The organism is Nonomuraea sp. NPDC049625, assembly GCF_040675285.1.
Classification (GTDB): Bacteria; Actinomycetota; Actinomycetes; order Streptosporangiales; family Streptosporangiaceae; genus Nonomuraea; species Nonomuraea angiospora_A.
Genome location: NZ_JBFAOQ010000003.1, coordinates 990,094 through 1,006,248, shown reverse-complemented (window position 1 = coordinate 1,006,248; position 16,155 = coordinate 990,094). Strand labels below are relative to the sequence as shown.

At 71.0% G+C, this 16,155-nt stretch carries 18 protein-coding genes; 7 read left to right on the top strand and 11 right to left on the bottom strand.

Annotated features, from left to right (window positions below; translation table 11 throughout):
- Positions 1 to 6: 6 nt before the first annotated feature.
- Together AB0J87_RS18135 and AB0J87_RS18130 are read right to left on the bottom strand one after the other, a co-directional pair.
- Entirely contained in the window at positions 7 to 1,089 is a 1,083-nt protein-coding gene (locus tag AB0J87_RS18135) for a pentapeptide repeat-containing protein (RefSeq protein WP_363966472.1), read from the bottom strand.
- A 139-nt stretch (positions 1,090 to 1,228) separates the two neighbouring features.
- A complete protein-coding gene (locus AB0J87_RS18130) occupies positions 1,229 to 1,402 on the bottom strand; it encodes a hypothetical protein (protein ID WP_363966470.1) in 174 nt (57 codons plus the stop codon).
- A gap of 163 nt (positions 1,403 to 1,565) precedes the next feature.
- Here AB0J87_RS18130 and AB0J87_RS18125 point away from each other — a divergent pair, with 163 nt between their 5' ends.
- On the top strand, positions 1,566 to 3,305 hold the full coding sequence (locus tag AB0J87_RS18125; protein WP_363966468.1) for a BTAD domain-containing putative transcriptional regulator: 1,740 nt from the start codon (positions 1,566 to 1,568) through the stop codon (positions 3,303 to 3,305).
- Here AB0J87_RS18125 and AB0J87_RS18120 read toward each other — a convergent pair.
- From AB0J87_RS18120 to AB0J87_RS18110, 3 genes are read right to left on the bottom strand one after another with little or no spacing between them, the layout of a single operon-like run.
- Positions 3,289 to 3,711, bottom strand: coding sequence for a S26 family signal peptidase (locus tag AB0J87_RS18120; RefSeq protein ID WP_363966466.1), 423 nt, complete (start codon positions 3,709 to 3,711; stop codon positions 3,289 to 3,291). The genes AB0J87_RS18125 and AB0J87_RS18120 overlap by 17 nt on opposite strands.
- On the bottom strand, positions 3,708 to 5,537 hold the full coding sequence (locus tag AB0J87_RS18115; RefSeq protein ID WP_363966464.1) for an ABC transporter ATP-binding protein: 1,830 nt from the start codon (positions 5,535 to 5,537) through the stop codon (positions 3,708 to 3,710). The genes AB0J87_RS18120 and AB0J87_RS18115 overlap by 4 nt, the downstream gene beginning before the upstream one ends.
- A 2-nt stretch (positions 5,538 to 5,539) precedes the next feature.
- Positions 5,540 to 6,091, bottom strand: a complete 552-nt coding sequence (locus tag AB0J87_RS18110) for a TlpA disulfide reductase family protein (protein WP_363966462.1) — start codon at positions 6,089 to 6,091, stop codon at positions 5,540 to 5,542.
- Positions 6,092 to 6,239: 148 nt separating this feature from the next.
- Here AB0J87_RS18110 and AB0J87_RS18105 point away from each other — a divergent pair, with 148 nt between their 5' ends.
- A complete protein-coding gene (locus tag AB0J87_RS18105) occupies positions 6,240 to 6,422 on the top strand; it encodes a hypothetical protein (protein ID WP_185078139.1) in 183 nt (60 codons plus the stop codon).
- 55 nt (positions 6,423 to 6,477) lie between these two features.
- Here the strand turns inward: AB0J87_RS18105 and AB0J87_RS18100 are convergent, their stop codons facing one another.
- A complete protein-coding gene (locus tag AB0J87_RS18100; RefSeq protein ID WP_363966460.1) occupies positions 6,478 to 7,410 on the bottom strand; it encodes a hypothetical protein in 933 nt (310 codons plus the stop codon).
- 131 nt (positions 7,411 to 7,541) lie between these two features.
- On the opposite strand from AB0J87_RS18100, the gene AB0J87_RS18095 reads away from it, so the two are divergent.
- Together AB0J87_RS18095 and AB0J87_RS18090 are read left to right on the top strand one after the other, a co-directional pair.
- Complete coding sequence (locus tag AB0J87_RS18095) at positions 7,542 to 8,054, top strand: SigE family RNA polymerase sigma factor (protein WP_350740591.1); 513 nt, start codon at positions 7,542 to 7,544, stop codon at positions 8,052 to 8,054.
- Positions 8,041 to 8,787: a hypothetical protein gene (locus AB0J87_RS18090; protein WP_363966458.1), complete on the top strand. Its 747-nt coding sequence runs from the start codon at positions 8,041 to 8,043 to the stop codon at positions 8,785 to 8,787. Before AB0J87_RS18095 ends, AB0J87_RS18090 begins: the two co-directional genes overlap by 14 nt.
- Positions 8,788 to 8,799: 12 nt before the next feature.
- Here the strand turns inward: AB0J87_RS18090 and AB0J87_RS18085 are convergent, their stop codons facing one another.
- Positions 8,800 to 9,900 carry an SGNH/GDSL hydrolase family protein gene (locus tag AB0J87_RS18085; RefSeq protein WP_363966456.1) on the bottom strand — a complete coding sequence of 367 codons (1,101 nt, stop codon included), beginning with the start codon at positions 9,898 to 9,900 and terminating at the stop codon, positions 8,800 to 8,802.
- A 198-nt stretch (positions 9,901 to 10,098) separates the two neighbouring features.
- Here AB0J87_RS18085 and AB0J87_RS18080 point away from each other — a divergent pair, with 198 nt between their 5' ends.
- Positions 10,099 to 10,530 carry a GNAT family N-acetyltransferase gene (locus AB0J87_RS18080; RefSeq protein WP_363966454.1) on the top strand — a complete coding sequence of 144 codons (432 nt, stop codon included), beginning with the start codon at positions 10,099 to 10,101 and terminating at the stop codon, positions 10,528 to 10,530.
- 9 nt (positions 10,531 to 10,539) lie between these two features.
- Here the strand turns inward: AB0J87_RS18080 and AB0J87_RS18075 are convergent, their stop codons facing one another.
- Complete coding sequence (locus AB0J87_RS18075) at positions 10,540 to 10,929, bottom strand: VOC family protein (protein WP_363966452.1); 390 nt, start codon at positions 10,927 to 10,929, stop codon at positions 10,540 to 10,542.
- Positions 10,930 to 11,019: 90 nt separating this feature from the next.
- Here AB0J87_RS18075 and AB0J87_RS18070 point away from each other — a divergent pair, with 90 nt between their 5' ends.
- Positions 11,020 to 11,964, top strand: coding sequence for a WYL domain-containing protein (locus AB0J87_RS18070; RefSeq protein WP_363966450.1), 945 nt, complete (start codon positions 11,020 to 11,022; stop codon positions 11,962 to 11,964).
- Positions 11,965 to 12,028: 64 nt separating this feature from the next.
- Here the strand turns inward: AB0J87_RS18070 and AB0J87_RS18065 are convergent, their stop codons facing one another.
- The 3 genes from AB0J87_RS18065 to AB0J87_RS18055 form a co-directional block, all read right to left on the bottom strand.
- The gene (locus tag AB0J87_RS18065) at positions 12,029 to 13,492 is read right to left on the bottom strand and encodes an aminotransferase class I/II-fold pyridoxal phosphate-dependent enzyme (RefSeq protein WP_363966448.1); all 1,464 of its coding nucleotides are present in this window, start codon (positions 13,490 to 13,492) and stop codon (positions 12,029 to 12,031) included.
- Between the two features lie 102 nt (positions 13,493 to 13,594).
- Complete coding sequence (locus AB0J87_RS18060) at positions 13,595 to 13,798, bottom strand: DUF4236 domain-containing protein (RefSeq protein ID WP_355204864.1); 204 nt, start codon at positions 13,796 to 13,798, stop codon at positions 13,595 to 13,597.
- A 51-nt stretch (positions 13,799 to 13,849) separates the two neighbouring features.
- On the bottom strand, positions 13,850 to 15,316 hold the full coding sequence (locus AB0J87_RS18055) for a PLP-dependent aminotransferase family protein (protein ID WP_363966446.1): 1,467 nt from the start codon (positions 15,314 to 15,316) through the stop codon (positions 13,850 to 13,852).
- Positions 15,317 to 15,394: 78 nt separating this feature from the next.
- On the opposite strand from AB0J87_RS18055, the gene AB0J87_RS18050 reads away from it, so the two are divergent.
- A complete protein-coding gene (locus AB0J87_RS18050; RefSeq protein WP_363966444.1) occupies positions 15,395 to 16,144 on the top strand; it encodes a metallophosphoesterase in 750 nt (249 codons plus the stop codon).
- The last annotated feature ends 11 nt before the right edge of the window (positions 16,145 to 16,155 follow it).

Here is a 16,155-nt window from a genome sequence, read left to right as displayed (position 1 = left end):
TGCCGGTCAGAGCCGGGTCTTGTCGTCCATCAGCGCGATCTTCTTCAGGACGTCTTCTGGCGGGACGCCCTTGGCTCCGCTGAGGTCGGCCCCGCGCAGGTCGATCTTCCCCTGGCCGCTGGGCCATTTCGCGCCGGTGAGGTCGGCCCCACGGAAGTGGGTGCCCGTGAAGTCGACGCCGCCCAGGTCGACGCCCGTGAGGTCGGCACCGTCCAGGTCCGCGTACCGGACCTTCGCGTCGATGAGGCTCGCGCCGGGAAGCCGTGCCCCGCTGAGGTCGATGTTCGTCAGGTCGGACCCGGCGAAGCTCGCCCCCGTGAGGTTCGCCCCGGACAGCGACACCCGGATCCAGGTCGAGGAGCCGATGTCCGCGTAGGAGAGGTTCGCGTGGTCGAGGAAACTGCGAACCCATCTGATGGAGCCGTCCGCCTTCTCTATGTATTCGCGGTGGCCGAAGTCGGTGTCGGTGAGGTCCGCGCCGGACAGGTCGGCGTTGACCAGCGTCAGGGCCGTGGCGCGGATGCCCGACAGGTTCACCCAGTGCTGCGCGGCCCACGGCGGCCCTGTCGGCGGCGAGGTGCCGGCGGGCTTGTTCCTGGCGATCACCGCGAGCGCCGCCTGGATGTCCGCCGGGATGCGTGGCTCCTTCTCCTTGACCTTCTTCGGGGAGCGCTCGCGTACGTAAGTGGCGAGCACGTCCACGACGGTCCGCTGATCGCGCGGCGAGTCGCGAGAGATCCTCTCCAGGGCGTAGATCGCGCCGACTCTCCCTTCCAGCGTGTCCGAGCCGATCTGCTCGATGGCGCGCGTGTAACGCTCGGTGATCTGGCCTTCCTGCGTGGTGTCGAGCGAGCGGGCGGTGTAGAACAGCCCCGCCGCCGTGAACAGCAGCCCCAGCAGCACCCCCGACGTGGAGAGTAACTGCATTCTGTTCTGCGTGGCGAGCGCCCTGATCTCGATGCGCTCCTTCACGGGCAGTGCCTCGAACTCCGCGCGGGAGACCCCCTTGATCGACGGGTCCCGGCCGTCGGAGAAGGTGCGCTCAAGACCTTCAATCAACCAGCCCGCGAGCGTGCGCATGCGCTGCATGAACCAAGTAAAGCCCGACAAGGGCCTACGTGGGGATGGCCTGCCGCACGCGTGTCCGGACGCCCGCGGCGGCAGGTCGCCCGCCTCGCGGATCCGCGGGCGTCCGGCTACGCGATCTATCCGTGGCCCGTGGGCATGGCTAGGCGCCGCACATCTGGCAGGAGCACCGAAGGCAGCTCGTGGAGCCGTTGGGATACAGGTAGATGCACATGCAGGAGTCGCAGCACCCGATCCACGTCGCGGCGTGGGCCTCCTTCCTGGGGACCAGCAGTCCCAGCATCGCGTCACTGACCTTGCCGAACAATCTGTTCATGGTGTACCTCCAGGTACGACGCGGATGTGTTCGGATTCGACCGTATGGGTGCTGCCGATAGGGCTGATACACGAATGTGTATGCGTGCCCTTCGGGAAATGTCCGCTCAATGTCCGGTGGCTGACCTTGTTGCGGGCCTTTTCGTTTCCGAGGATTCGAGGTGATGACCCCTGGTTCAATGGAATTCACGGTGCTGGGCGGGCTGGCGATACGGGCGAATGGGCGGTTGCTCAGGCCGGGAGCCCCGAAACAACGCACACTCACGTCCCTTCTGCTGGTGCGGGCCAACTCGCTTGCCCCGCTTCACGAGATCACCGAGGAATTGTGGGGATCGGCTCCCCCCAAATCCGCCACCGCCAATCTCCGCACTTATGCGGCGCGGCTTCGAGCCGCGTTTCCGGCGGCGGAGCGAGATCGCCTGGTCGTCCGGCCGCTCGGCTATCAACTGCGGGTCGATACAGCCGAACTCGACCTGAGGGCGTTCGAGGACAAGGCCTCGTCCGGTCGCGCGGCTCTCGAAAAGGGACGCGCCGAGGAAGCCCTGCGGCAATGCGAAACGGCGCTCGCCTTGTGGCGCGGGCGGCTGCTGGAGGACGTCCCCCACGGGCCGGTCATCGCCGCCCGTGAGGTCGCGATCGACGAGCAGCGCCGAGCGGTCCAGGAGGACCGCTGCGAAGCACTCCTGCTGCTCGGCCGGCCGGCACCCGCCATCTGGCCCCTCCGTTCGCTCGTCACGGAGCTGCCGCTGCGGGAGCGGGCGTGGGCGCTGCTGATGCGCGCTCTGTACGCCGACCACGACGTCGCCGGGGCTCTCGACGCGTACGAGCAGGCCCGCGTCGCGATCACCGGGTCCCTGGGCATCGAGCCCGGCGAGGACCTGCGGCGCCTCCACCAGGCGATCCTGCGCCGGGACCTGCGCCCGCCCCGCGCGGTCGCCTCGGCCTCCCCGCCGTGCCGGCTGCCGCGGAAGCCGGTCATCGTCGGGCGCGAGCCGGAACTCTCCTTTCTCACCCGGCGGCTCGGCGCCGCCGGCGGTGTGGTGGTGGTGCACGGCCCAGCGGGAGCCGGCAAGTCCTCGTTGGCCCTGCACGCCGCCCATCTGGTCGCGGATCGCTATCCGGACGGCCAGCTGTACGTGGACCTGCGACCGCGCCGCCGGCCCGTGAGCGATGCCGATACCGCCCTCGCGCGATACCGGTCGCTCCTGGCGGAAGGCCGCATGCTCGTGGTGCTGGACAACGCACCCGAGGTCGCGCACGTCCGCCCGTTCCTCGCGGCCGCCCGGCTGTGCACGTTCCTCGTCACGAGCTGTCCGATGCTCACGACGCTGGACGGCGCGCTGCACCTTCGGGTGGACAGGCTGGGACGGCAGGAGGCGATGGCGTTCCTGGCGCACCATGTCGATCCGGAAAGGCTGCGGGAAGATCCCGGCGCCGCCGCCGAGGTGGTACGGCTGTGCGGCCGGCTGCCGCTCGCCCTGCGCATCGTCGCCGCCCGGCTGGTCGCGCATCCCGGCTGGTCCGTCCGCGAGCTGCTGGAGCGGCTGGCCGACGACCGGCACCGGCTCGACGAGCTCCAGGCCGGTGACCTGTCGATGCGGGCCAGCATGTACGCGCAGGTCGAGCACCTCATGGCAAGTGAGCACCCGGTGGATCGGCTCGCCATCGAGGTGTTCCGGCAGCTCGGCTCCCTTCCCGCCGCGGAGATCAGCGCGGGGGAAGCCGCCCGGAGGCTTCATGCGCCTGTCAGGAGCATCAGCCGGGCACTGGATCGGCTGGTCGAGATGGAGCTGCTCGACTTCCACGCGCGTGACCGCTACCGGATGACGGAGCTGCCCCGGCTCCTGGCCCGGGACATCGCCACCGTGTCCCGGGGCGCCTTAAGGCTCATGCCCGGCGTTTGACCGTCGTCCCGAGCAGGCTCTCGCCGTCGAAGAAGCCCACCGTCCGGGAATCCAGGCTCCAGTCGGAGTTGTCGCCCCGCACGATGAACTTCCCGGCGGGGATGGGCGTGCCCGCGGGCCGGCTGACGGCGGTCGCCACGTCGGCGGGGATGGGGTCACCGGCGACCCCCGCCACCCGTTTGATCAGCAACAGCGGGATCGAATCCGTCGCCGCCCACCGCACCACGACGATGTCGCCCCGGCGCAGGCGGTCGACTCCGGCGCGTACCACCAGCACGCGTTCACCACCGCTGTAGGTGGGCGCCATGCTCGTGCCGGTGATGGTCACGGCGACGAACCGGCGCCTGACGTACGCGAGGCCGAGCGCCACGGCGCCGCCGACGACGGCGAGAACCCAGCCGTTCACGACGGCACGCTCTGCTCGTCGGGCCGGTATCCCCGCGCCTGCCTGGTGAACAGCCGCGCGTAGGTGCCTCCCAGCGTGAGGAGCTCCTCATGAGTTCCGTACTCGGTCACCTGCCCGTCCTCCAGCACGGCTATGGCGCTCGCGTCCGTCATGGCACCGAGCCGGTGGGACACGAGCACGCTCGTGCGGCCCGCCCGATATCGCCGCAGCCGCTGGTGGATCTCGTGTTCGGCATCGGCGTCGAGCCCCGAGCTCGGTTCGTCGAGAATCATCAGGTCGCACTGGTCGCGAAGCATCGCACGGGCGAGCGCGACGCGCTGCCACTGCCCGCCGGACAAATAGACCCCCGTGCTCGCGTCGGTCTTGTCGGCCTCGCTGAAGAACAGCCGCGAGAGCAGGGTCTCGTAGCCGTCGGGCAGACCGGCGAGGAGGGAATGGGCGCCCGCGTCGCGTGCGGCGGCCTCGATGCGGGGCCGGTCCTGGAGCGCGCGGACGTCACCCAGGCCGACATTCTCCGCGGCCGTCAGGTCATAGGCCATGAAGTCCTGGAACACCGCGCTGATCCTGCTCCGCAACGTCTCCGGCGGCACCTCGCGGATGTCCACGCCGTCCCAGAGGATCACGCCCCGGTCGGGGTCGTAGAACCGGCACAACAGCTTGACGATCGTGCTCTTGCCCGCGCCGTTCACGCCGACCAGACCGAGTACGGAGCCGTACGGAATGAACAGGTTGACGCCCCGCAGCGCCCAGGGATGCTCCGGCGAGTACCGGAACCAGACGTCGCGGAGCTCGATCCCCTGCCGCAGCCCCGCCAGCGGACGCCGGCGCGACGGCTCGGGGAGGTCGGGCCCGGCATTCACGACGGCCCGATAATGGTCGAACATCAGGAGCTGGAAATGAGCCCCCGCGACCTCGGTGACCAGGCGTCCGAGCGCGAGCCCCACGCCCGCCACCGCGGCCGCGAACATCGTGACGTCGCCCACGGAAAGCTGCCCCGAGCCGGCTGCGTGGACGGCCCAGACGAGGCCCGCGCCGGACACCGTCGCGCTGACCAGGCCGAGGCCGCCCTGCGTGAGCATTTCCCGTCTGCCGGTGCGCCGCTCGGCGGCGTTCGCGGAAAGCCTGTCGGCGCGCATCAGGCTCCGCAGGTGACCGCCGATGCCGAAGAGCCGTACCTCCTTGGCGGCGTCCACGCTTCCCAGCAGGTCCCCGAAGAAGATCTCCCGCCTCTGCAGCGGCCCGATGTGCCAGAACATCTGGGCCCGCCGCCGGGACAGCAGGAATTCGGCGATCGTCATCGGAACCGCTCCCATGAGCACGGCCACGACCATCAGGGGGCTGATGACGATGAGCGAGCCCAGAAAGCCGGCGACGCTGATCGCCGCCTGGACGAGGGAGAGCACCGCGGCGACGACCCGCCCCGGGGCGACCCCGCCCGACTGTTTGGCCATGCGCAGCCGGTCCAGGAAGGCGGGATCCTCGAAGCGCCCGAGCCCGGCGAAGGAGTTGACCACCGCGTACAGGCGATCATCGGCCAGCAGCGCCACGGAGCGGCCCAGCTCCTCGGTGACATATTGGGCGGCACGCGGCAGGACGGTGACGACGGCTCCGGCGGCCGCCAATCCGGCGCCGAGACCGGTCAGCGTCGTCGCGTCGGCGTGGCCGGTGGCGATCTGGTCCAGGATCAGCTTGGTCAGCCATGAGACGGCGACGGGGACGGCGCCGCTCACGACGGTGAGGCCCACGTACACCAGGAACGTCGCAGGCCCGGCCCGCCAGGCCAGGCCGAGGGCGTGGCCGACACCCCCCAGACGAGGCAGCCGCACCGTCAGGCCGTTGCGACGTCGTGCGGCAGCAGCGCGGCGGGGGCCGACTCCGATCGGAGCACCTGACCCGAGGAGTCCACCACCCCGAAGAGCGGGTACGCCGTCACGCCGAACCCCGTGGCGATCGGCCCGTCGGGCGCCTCGCCCACGACCCTCGCCACGGGGGTCAGCCGCTCGACGTACTCGGCGGCGCGGTCGCGTTTGCCGATGACGACCACCAGGGTGTTCTGCCGGCCGCCGGGCCACTTCTTCGCGGTTTCGACGAGGTGGGGCAGGCTTTCCTCGCACGGTTCGCAGCCGGGGGTCAGGAAGGCGACGAGGGTGTCGCCCGCGAGCAGCGCCCGCGCGACCGGCTCCCCGTCGGTCGTGGTGGCGGCGAAGTCCCCGACCTGGCTGCCCACCGGTAGAGAGGGTGCCTCGCCCGTGATCGGGGTCGCCCGGCCGGCGAGCAGCTCCGTGTGCTCGCGGAGCCGCCGGATCACACCGAACGTGAGCAGCAGATTGAGCACCGTCAGCACGCTGACGAACGCAAGGATCGCGACGAGACCTGACATGGGGGTCCTCTCCCTTTCGCCGTGGCCGGGCATCGGAACCCTAGGAACCGCGGCGATAGGCCCCGCATACGCACTCGTGTATCGGCCCGATCGGCAGCCTCTCTACGGTCGGCTCCGAGAACTGTCGGCGTTCCGCTTGGAGGCGGGAATGAACAGATTGTTCGGCAAGGTCAGCGATTTCATGCTCGGCCTGGTGGTGCCGAGGGCCGAGGCGGCGGCGTACGCTCCGCCCCCGGAGTGGATCGGGTGTTGTGACTTCCAGATCTGCAAGTTCCGGAGCGGGAGCGGCGTGATCGCGTGCGCCCAGTGCCTGGACCCGCGCTGCCGATGACCGCGTAGGCGCGAAGGCCCGTCCGGACGGGCCTTCGCGCCTGTTCTGTCCCGTCTTACGGCAGGGCGGGCACGGCCGGCTCGGCGTTGGTCCAGCCGGCCTGGAGCACGGTCTGGCTCATGGTCTTGTTCGGGAACACCTTGCCGTCCTTCAAGGTCGTCTGGCTGTTGGACAGCAGGAGCATCGTGGCGGTGTCGACGACCAGGTCGGTCGTGACCTTGATCGTCTCCTCCTTCTGGCCGGCCGGCTGATAGCCGATCGAGAGGGTCTCGCCGGTTCTGCCGGCGCCGTCCACGGACTTTCCGCGCGAGCTGACGCCGGGCATCGTCAGCAGGGCCTGGTAGGCCGCGGCGCGGACCTCCTTCGGCGCCGGGAGCTCGTGGAGCAGCGAGGGCAGCGTCGAGGTGACGTTCCTGTCCACGGCGCTCTCCGGCACCCGTGAGACCCGCGCGGCCTGCGCGAGCCAGGACTTCAACGCGTCCGGGTTCGCGGGCAGCCGCTGGACCTCGTCGTACGTCAGCCGCTGCCCGATCAGGAAGAACGTGTTGTCACCCCGTACGGGGGTGACGTGGCCCTTGGTGGGCGTGGTGGACAGCGACACGGTCTGGCCGTTGGCGGTGCGGGTCCACTTGGTGGGGGAGCCGTCGCGGCGCCACGCCGCGCGGTCCGCCGCGCTCTGCGGGTACGCCCCCAGCTCCCGCGATCCGACCCAGCGTCTGCCGTCGGGCGCCGTCCATTCCTCGGTGAGCGACTGCTGGACCACCGAGTAGCGGTTCGCGCCGCTGCCGACCTGACGGGGCTCCGGGCGCTGCGACAGCACTCTCGTATGCCAGTACGCACCCTCCGGCGGAGCCGACGCGGCGGCCGTGAGCCGGGCCTCCGGTGCCTTCGCGAGCTGTGGCAGACCCAGCAGGGCGGCGGTGCCCACGGCGGCCAGGCCGGCCCCGAGGGCGATCAGCGGCCGGGCCGGTGCGGTCGCGCGCTTCATGTGCTTCCTCCAGAAATCCGGTTCGATGTCCTCAAATACGCCCGGGCGTCGGGCAAGGTTGCCCGCGGGCGCCTGGCAACTGTTTGGAGCGGCCGAGGCGTATTAGGAGGCGTGAAACTGGACAGACAGCCGTGAGCGGCGCGGAGCATGACTTCGGCGCGTTCGTGGCCGCAAGGGCCACGACCCTGTTGCGGGTCGCCTATCTCGCCTGCGGAGACGAGGCGGAGGCGGAGGACCTGCTGCAGACGGCGCTGGAGCGTACGTACAAGAACTGGGACCGGGTGCGGCGCGACACCGTCGAGCCTTATGTGCGCCGCGTCATCATCAACACCGCCATCAGCCGGGCCCGGCGCCGGGCGATCCTGCACATCATCCCGATGCGCGTGCCGCCGGAGAGAGCGGCCCGCTCGACCGACGTCGACCTGCGTCACGTGCTCATGGACGCGCTGCGCGGCCTGCCTCCCCGGCAGCGCGCGGTGGTCGTCCTGCGGTACTGGGAGGACCTCAGCGAGACGCAGACCGCGGAGGTGCTCGGCTGCACGCTCGGCACGGTGAAGAGTCAGGCGTCGAAGGCGATGGCCAAGCTGCGGACGGCACTCGGCGAGGAAGCCGTGGAAGGAGTGATCGGGAATGCCCATGCTTGAGGACCAGATCCGCCAGATCATGGCGGAGGAGACCGCGCGACTGCACGCCGCGCCCGACCTCGTGGAGCGGGTCGTCCGGTCCTCGCGGCGGAAGCGGATCCGCGGCCGGATCGCGACGGCGGCCACGTCGCTGGCCGTGGCCGCGGCGGTGCCCCTCTACCTGACGGCGGCCCCGGGCGCCGTGCAGACGTCCGTCGTCTCCGAGACGCCGGATCCATCCGCCTCCGAGACGCTGGGTCCGCCCGCCATCGACGACACCCCGCCGGTGCGGTCCGAGCCTCCGAACCTCGGGGACCTGGGCGACGGAAGGGCGTTCAAGCACGTCAGGGTGGGTTACCTGCCAGACGGCCTGCGGTGGTCCAACTGGTCGCTGGACTTCGGCGAGAGCTACACGACCTCGTGGAACTACGACGGCGACAAGACCGGCTTCTACTGCGTCCAGATCTACGTGTACGAGGGCAAGACCGTCCAGGAGATCGACGACCGCGTGCAGGTGCACCGCGACGAGGGGGAAGGCGAGGAGGTGACCGTCGGCGACCGGACCGGGTACCTGATCGTCGAAGGGGTCGGCGAGGACGGCATGAAGGGCACCCCCACGCTCTTCCTGAACATGGGCGAGCAGCGGAGGGCCGAGATCATGTTCAGCCCGGTGTACGTGAAGAAATTCCGCGACGCCAAGGCCGTCGACCGCGAGCTGATCAAGATCGCCGAAGGGCTCACCGCCGTCGACTAGGGGCTTGAGGAGCTACCAGCGCAGCGGGAGGGTGGCGATGAACTCGCCGAGGCGGTCGGCGATGATCCGGTGGTCGTGGACGGACGGGTGCCAGTGGCAGCCGAGGTAGTCGAGGCCGGATTCGCTGTAGTACCAGTAACGGATCCGGTCGTCGCCCCCGCTGTTGCGCTCCTGGACGATCTGCCGCGCGATCTCGGCGAACACGGTGGTGTTGGACATGTAGGTGGCGCTGACCACGATGGTCGTGCGGGGGCCGTACCGTGACCGGAGCTTGTCGAGGAAGCCCTGGTAAGCGGTGCGATAAGCAGCGGCCAGAGTGTCCGGCGTCCACGGTTCGCCCGGGTTGATGGCGGTGGAGAAGTCGTTGATGCCCAGGCCGATCACGACCAGCTGGGGATGCCAGGTGCCCGGGTTCTGCCAGACGTCGCCGGCGACGTTCAGCAGGGCCCGGTCGTAGTAGGTGCGGTAGTCGGTGCCGGGGTCGCTGCCGTTGTAGTTGCGCACCATGCCGCGGCCGGAGAAGGCGTTGAGCTGGTAGTCGGCGTTCAGGCGGCGCGCGGTGAGGGCGCCGAAGCTGAGGTTCGCGTCGGTGGTGCGGGCGACCTTGTCGGCGGTGCAGTCGCGGCTGTCGGAGCGGTTGCCGTAGCCGACGGTGTAGGAGTCGCCGATGAACTCGATCTGCCGGTGGCGCGCGGCGGGCCTGCCGAGGATCGCGCCGCCCGGGGCGGCGACGAAGCCGCCGAAGGCGCTCGTGGCCCACGGGCTCTCGGTGCGCTTGACCAGCCGTACGCGGTGCACGCCCCGGGCCAGGCCGTTGACCCAGTACGTGGTCCGGCCCGGGGTCACCAGGGTCGCGACGGTCGAGCCGTCGACCTCGACCTCGTAGTCGTTGTCGGCGTCGTCGAGGACGATCCCGACGCCGGTGCCGCGGAAGCGGCCCTCGAAGTAGACGCCGGGCCAGCTGTACTGAAGGGAGTTCCCGCCGGCCTTGACGCGTCCGGCGGTGTGCACCTTGGCGATGGCGCCGGACAAGGGGGTCGCGCTCGCGACGCCGGGCAGCACCAGGGCGCCCGTCAACGCGGCCAGGACTACGGTCACACGCACAGTTCGCACGGCTTCTCCTTCGCGGCTGGGCGATTGTAACGAGCGCTTGCCCGGACGCCGCAAGATCTGATTCCGCCCCCTGTGCGCCGACCTGGCCTTTCACCGTCAGCCCGATGAACGGATCCTGAAACTAACCACACTCTCCCGAATCCGGCGGCCCGAATAGGCTGGGAAGCGTCGACTTTATACAGGGGAGTCCCATAAGTGGTGAGCATCGCTCAGGAGACGTCGTTCGACGAGGCCGAGATCTTCGAGCTGTACGACTCGGTCGGCTGGCAGCCCTGGACCCGCGACATCGCCAAGGTGTGCAGGAGCCTGGTGAACTCGCATCTCGTCCTCGTCGCCAGGGACGCGGACGGGCGGCTGCTCGGCCTGGCCCGGACGGTGTCCGATGACGAGATGGTCTGCTACGTGCAGGAACTGCTCGTCAACAGGAGATTCCACGGTCAGGGGATCGGCCGGCTGCTGCTGGAGCGGCTGAAGGAGCGGTACGCGCACTGCCGCTACTTCGTGCTGACCACCGACCACGAGTCCACCCCCGAAGGGGTCGCCAACCATGCCTTCTACCGGCGGATGGGCCTGATCGAGCACCACGAGCAGGGGCTGTCGGCCTTCGGGCTGAAGGTCGACAACTCCTGAGCGGTCCCGTCACTTGGCGAGCACGTCCAGGTAGTGCTGGTTGTACATGACGCCGAGGATGTTGCCGAACGGGTCGATCACGGACGCGGTGACGAATCCCTCGCCGTGCTTCCTGATCCCCTGGTGCTCCTTGGCCCCCAGGGCGGCGAGCCGGTCGAGGGCGGCCTCCAGGTCGTCCACGTGCCAGTACGTGATCGAGCCGGCGGGCCCGTCGGTCGCGCCCGCCGGGGCGTAGCGGGCGTCGATGATGCCCAGCTCGTGCTGGTGGTCGCCGACGCGGAACTCGATGTAGCCCGGCACCTGGTAGTAGGGCTCGATACCGAGCAGCTCGGTGTACCAGGCCTTGGCCGCTTCGAGGTCGGCTGCGTAGAAGCTGATCGTGGCGAATCCGCGGAGCATCTGTGTGGTCCTTCCTTCCGGGTGATGTCTATGATTCTTCCGGTCAAAGTGCTCATCCAATGAGCACTTTAATGAGGAGAATTTCCAGCCATGCGAGCCGATCGACTTGTGGCCGTCCTGCTGCTCATGCAGTCGCGCGGCCGGGTGACCGCGGCCGGGCTGGCCGCGGAGCTGGAGGTGTCCGTGGCCACCGCGCGCCGGGACCTCGAGGCGCTGTCCGCGGCAGGCGTGCCGGTATATCCGCAGGCCGGGCGCGGGGGCGGCTGGTCCCTGCTGGGCGGCGCCAGGACCGACCTCAGCGGCCTCACCGCCAACGAGGCCGAGGCGCTGTTCCTGCTGGCCGGCCCGGCCGCGTCCGCCACACCCGAGGTCAAGTCCGCGCTGCGCAAGCTGGTGCGGGCCCTGCCCCAGACGTTCAGGGACGACGCCGAGGCCGCCGCCGACGCCGTGGTGATCGACCCCACCGGCTGGGGCGAGCGCGACCCCGACCGGCCCGAGCTGGTGCGGGTCCTGCAGAGCGCCACCGTGAGACGCCGCAAGGTCAGGCTCGGGTACGAGGGCCGCTCCGGCGAACGTACGCACCGGCTCGTCGACCCCTGGGGCCTGGTGGACAAGGACGACGTCTGGTACCTGATCGCCGGCACCGAGGCCGGGCAGCGCACGTTCCGGGTGGACCGGATCGCCGAGGCCGAGGTGACGGAGCTGACCTTCGAGCGGCCGGAGGGGTTCGTGCTGTCGGAGGCGTGGGGGAAGGTCGTGGACGAGATGGAGCGGCGGCGCTCGCTGCTGTCCGCGACCGTGCTCATCGCCGAGCGGTTCCTGCCGGTGCTGCGCCACCAGTTCGGGCGCCACTGCGAGGTCGAGCGCGTCGAGGAGGACGGGCGGGTCAGGGCACGCGTGGCGGCGCCCATGGCGTTGTCGATCGCCGAGCAGCTGGCCGGATGGGGTGCGACGGTGGAGGTCGTGGAGCCGGAGGAGGTCAGGGTCCAGCTGGCCAGGATCGGGTCCGAGCTCGTGGAGCGCTACCGCGTCTGAGCTGTGAGGGCCTGAGCTGTGAGGGCCTGAGCTGTGAGAGCCTGAGCTGTGAGGGCCTGAGCCGTCAGGGGAGCGTGGCCGACAGGGCCGCGTGCTCCCACCGGATCTGCTCCCACGCCCGCTCCACGTGCCGCCGCTCCGTCGCCACGCCGCCGATGGCCATCCGCAGCACCACCCGGTCATCGATCCTGGTGTGCGTCATGTACATGGACCCGCCGGCGTTGAGCAGCTCCAGCAGCCGCATCGTGGCCCGGTCCGCCTCGTCCGCCGCCAGGCCCGGCCACACCGGGCGGAAGCACACGAGCCCGAGCGGGTGCGGCTCGTGCACCTCGAAGCCCGGGTCCGCGGAGATCCACGACGCCAGCTCCTGCGCCAGCGCCACCCCCTTGCGAATGTGCGCGCGCAGCCCCTCGGCCCCGTACCAGCGGATCACCGACCACAGCTTCAACGCCCTGAAGCGCCGGCCCAGCGGCACCTGCCAGTCCCGGTAGTCGACGACGGAGCCGGTCGCGGTGGCGGGGTTCCTGAGGAACTCGGGCATGACCGACAGCGCGTCGAGCAGCGGGGCGCGGTCGGCCGTCCAGAGCACGGTGCAGTCGAAGTTGGTCAGCAGCCATTTGTGCGGGTTCGTGGAGTAGGAGTCGGCGTACTCGGCCACGCCCTCGTTCAGCCACCGGAGCTCGGGGCAGATCGCCGCGACCCCGGCGTAGGCCGCGTCCACGTGCAGCCAGATCCCGCGTTCGCGGCACAGCTCGCCGATCGCGGGTACCGGGTCGACGGCGGTGGTGGAGGTGGTGCCGACGGTGGCGCACACCATGACCGGCACGGCGCCGTCCGCTTCGTCCTGGTCCAGCAGGGCCCGCAGGTGGCCGGCGTCCATGGCCAGCGTACGGGGATCGACGTCCACCACCCGTACGCCGGCCGCCCCCAGCCCCGTGATCCGCGCCGCCCGCTCCAGCGACGAGTGCGTCTGGGACGACACGTAGATCGTGTACCTCCGGGTGACGCCGTCGGAGGCGACCCGGCCGCCGCTCGCCCGGTGCAGCGCGGCCAGCAGCGCGACCAGGCAGGCACTCGACGCCGAGTCCTGGATGACGCCGCCGCCCGCCCGGTCCGTACGGAAATGCTCCGGCAGGCCGAGCAGCCCGGCCAGCCAGTCGACCACCACGGTCTCCAGCTCCGTGCACGCCGGGCTGGTCACCCAGAGCATGCCCTGCACGCCGAGCCCGCCGGACAGCAGGTCGCCCAGGATGGCCGGGCCGCTGGCGTTGGAGGGGAAGTAGGCGAAGAAGCCAGGATGCTGCCAGTGCGTGATGCCGGGCAGCAGGATCCGCCCCAGGTCCGACAGCACCGCCTCGAACGGCTCGCCGTGCTCGGGCGCCGCGGCCGGCAGCTCGCGGCGGATGTCCCCCGGTCTCACCTGGGACATCACGGGATGGGACTCGATGCCGGCGAGATAGTCCGCGATCCAGTCGACGACCTGCCTGCCGTGGCGGCGGAACTCCTCGGGGCTCATGTGACCGCTCATCCGCCCACTCTGATCGCCTGGCGGGCGTCGGGAAAGGGGACGGGCCGGAGGCTTTGCCGCCTCCGGCCCGTCTATGTCGAGCGGTCGATCGACCGCCTTGGGTCAGTAATGTCCGCGGTGGCGCCGGCCGCCGAACGACTTGCCGAGGTGGAAGCCGCCGGGCAGGTGCACGGAGACGTGGCGGCGGCCGTCGGGAGTGGTCGTGACGTGGAAGCGGCGGTTGCCGTAGCTGTGGCCGACGCCGCGACGTGACAGGTTGATCCGGAACGGGCCCACCTTGATGGTCTTGCGGTAGTGCCAGCCCATGTCCCTCCTTCGCCGTTTGTGCGCTCACCCTGACAACGGACGGGGCCGCCGTCAGGTTCCGGCGAGTACCCGGGCCAGGGCTTCGAGGGCGTGCGGGTAGGCGCGTTCGGACGCGGCGGCGTACCCGATGAGCAGGCCGCCGGGGCCGTCGCCGCGCCAGAGCGGGGAGGCGGCGCGCAGCGCGATGCCCCTGCGCTCGCACTCGGCCAGCAGGTCCCCTTCGGCGGGACCCTCCTCCGGGAGCAGGAGGAGCGCGCGCAGCCCCGCGGCCACCCCGGGCAGGGCGACGCCGGGCAGCGGCTGGCCGGGCCCGGGGCCGAGCCGGGCGAGCAGCAGCTCGCGGCGGCGGCGGTAGCGCAGGCGGGCGGCGCGGATGTGGCGGTCGTAGTCGTGGGTCTCGATCAGCCTCGCCAGCACGAGCTGGCCGAGCACCTCGGTGTGGGTGTCGGTGTGCAGCTTGGCCTCGGCCACGGGGCCGATCAAGGACGGAGGCACCGCCATCCAGCCCAGGCGCAGGGCCGGGGCGAGGGACTCGGAGGTGGTGCCGACGTACACGACCCGATCGGGCGCGGTCCCCTGGAACGCGCCGACCGGCTGCCGGTCGTAGCGGAACTCCCCGTCGTAGTCGTCCTCCACGACGAGCCCGCCCCACTCGCGCAGCGCGCGGCGGCGGGCGGGGTGCAGGGGCACGCCCGTGGGGTACTGGTGCGCGGGCGTGACGACGGCCGCCGCGGTCGCGCCGGTGAGCGTGTCCACCTGGGCGCCCAGCCCGTCCACGGGCAGCGGTACGGTCTCGCGCCCGGCACGGCGCAGCACCTCGCGGTAGAAGTCGTGCCCCGGCTCCTCCGTGGCGATCGGGCCGTCGATCACCTGGACGAGCAGGTTGAGCGCCTGGACGAACCCCGTCGTGACCACGATCAGGTCCGGCGTGGTGATCACCCCGCGCGTCCTGGCGAGGTAGCCGGCCAGCGCCGCCCGCAGCTCGATCCGGCCGCGCGGGTCGCACGGGCCGAGGACCTCGGCGGGTGCGGTGGAGAGCACGTGCCGGGTGGCCCGCAGCCACGCCCGCGCCGGAAACGCCGACACGTCGGGCTGCCCGGGCCGCAGGTCATGCAGCGGCGCCCCAGGGGGTCCGGCCGGCAGCCGCAGGTCATACCCCGGCCCGGGGGAGGGCTCGGACGGCGGCCGCAGGTCGTGGCCCGGCCCCGGGGAGGGCTCGGGCGGCGGTTCCGGACGGGACGGTGTGGTGGGGGACACGTCGGCGACCTCGGTGGCCGAGCCCGGGCGGGTGGCCAGGTAGCCCTCGGCGACGAGCTGGTCGTAGGCCGCGCTCACCGTGCCGCGCGACAGCCCCAGCTCCGCCGCCAGCGACCGCGTCGAAGGCAGCCGCGTGCCGCGCGGCAGCCGCCCGTCCCGGACCGCCTGCCGCAGCGCCTCCTCCAGCCCGCGCCGCCGCCCGCCGCCGGTGGAGACCTCCAGATGCAGGTCCACCCCGAAACCGGCCCAATCTTTCCGCACAGAACCGGATCTTACGCATGGTCCGGTACCCGGGCCTACGGTAGGTGAGCAGGCAGAACCCGGAAGGACGACGTCAACATGATCGTGATCGCTCACCTGAGCGACATCCACATCGGCGCGACGCCCCAGAGCGTCGACCGCGCCACCTCCGTCATGCGCTACCTCGACGCGCTCCCCGCCGACCTCGACGCCGTGCTCGTCACCGGCGACATCGCCGACCACGGCCTCCCCGAGGAGTACGAGGAGGCGCGCAAGCTGCTCTCCTCCCGCCATCCCGTCCTGGTCGGCCCGGGCAACCACGACGTGCGGGAGCAGTTCCGCCGCGTCCTGCTGGGCGACCGGAGCGGCGGCGCGAGCCCGATCAACCAGGTCCTGCGCACGGACAGGGCCGTCTACGCCATGTGCGACTCCTCCATCCCCGGCGAGAACTCGGGCCACCTGGACGACGAGACGCTGGCTTGGCTGGACGACGTGCTCGCGGGCGCGGACCGGCCGGTGTTCGTGGCCTTCCACCACCCGCCCACGCTGCTGCACAGCCAGGTGGTCGACGGCATCAGGCTGCACCGGTCCGAGCCTCTGGAAGAGCTGCTCGGGCGGCATCCGGACGTGCCCGCCGTGCTGGTCGGCCACGCCCACACGGGCGCCGCCACCACCTTCGCCGGCCGCCCGCTGCTGGCCGCCCCCGGCGTCGTGTCCACGCTGAAGCTGCCGTGGGAGGGCGGCACGACGTTCGCCAACTGCGCGGACTACGATCTCCCGCCGGCGATCGCGTTCCACGTGCTCGACGACACGGGCCGGATGACCACGCACTACCGGGTCGTCGCGTAGCCGCCGGGCGG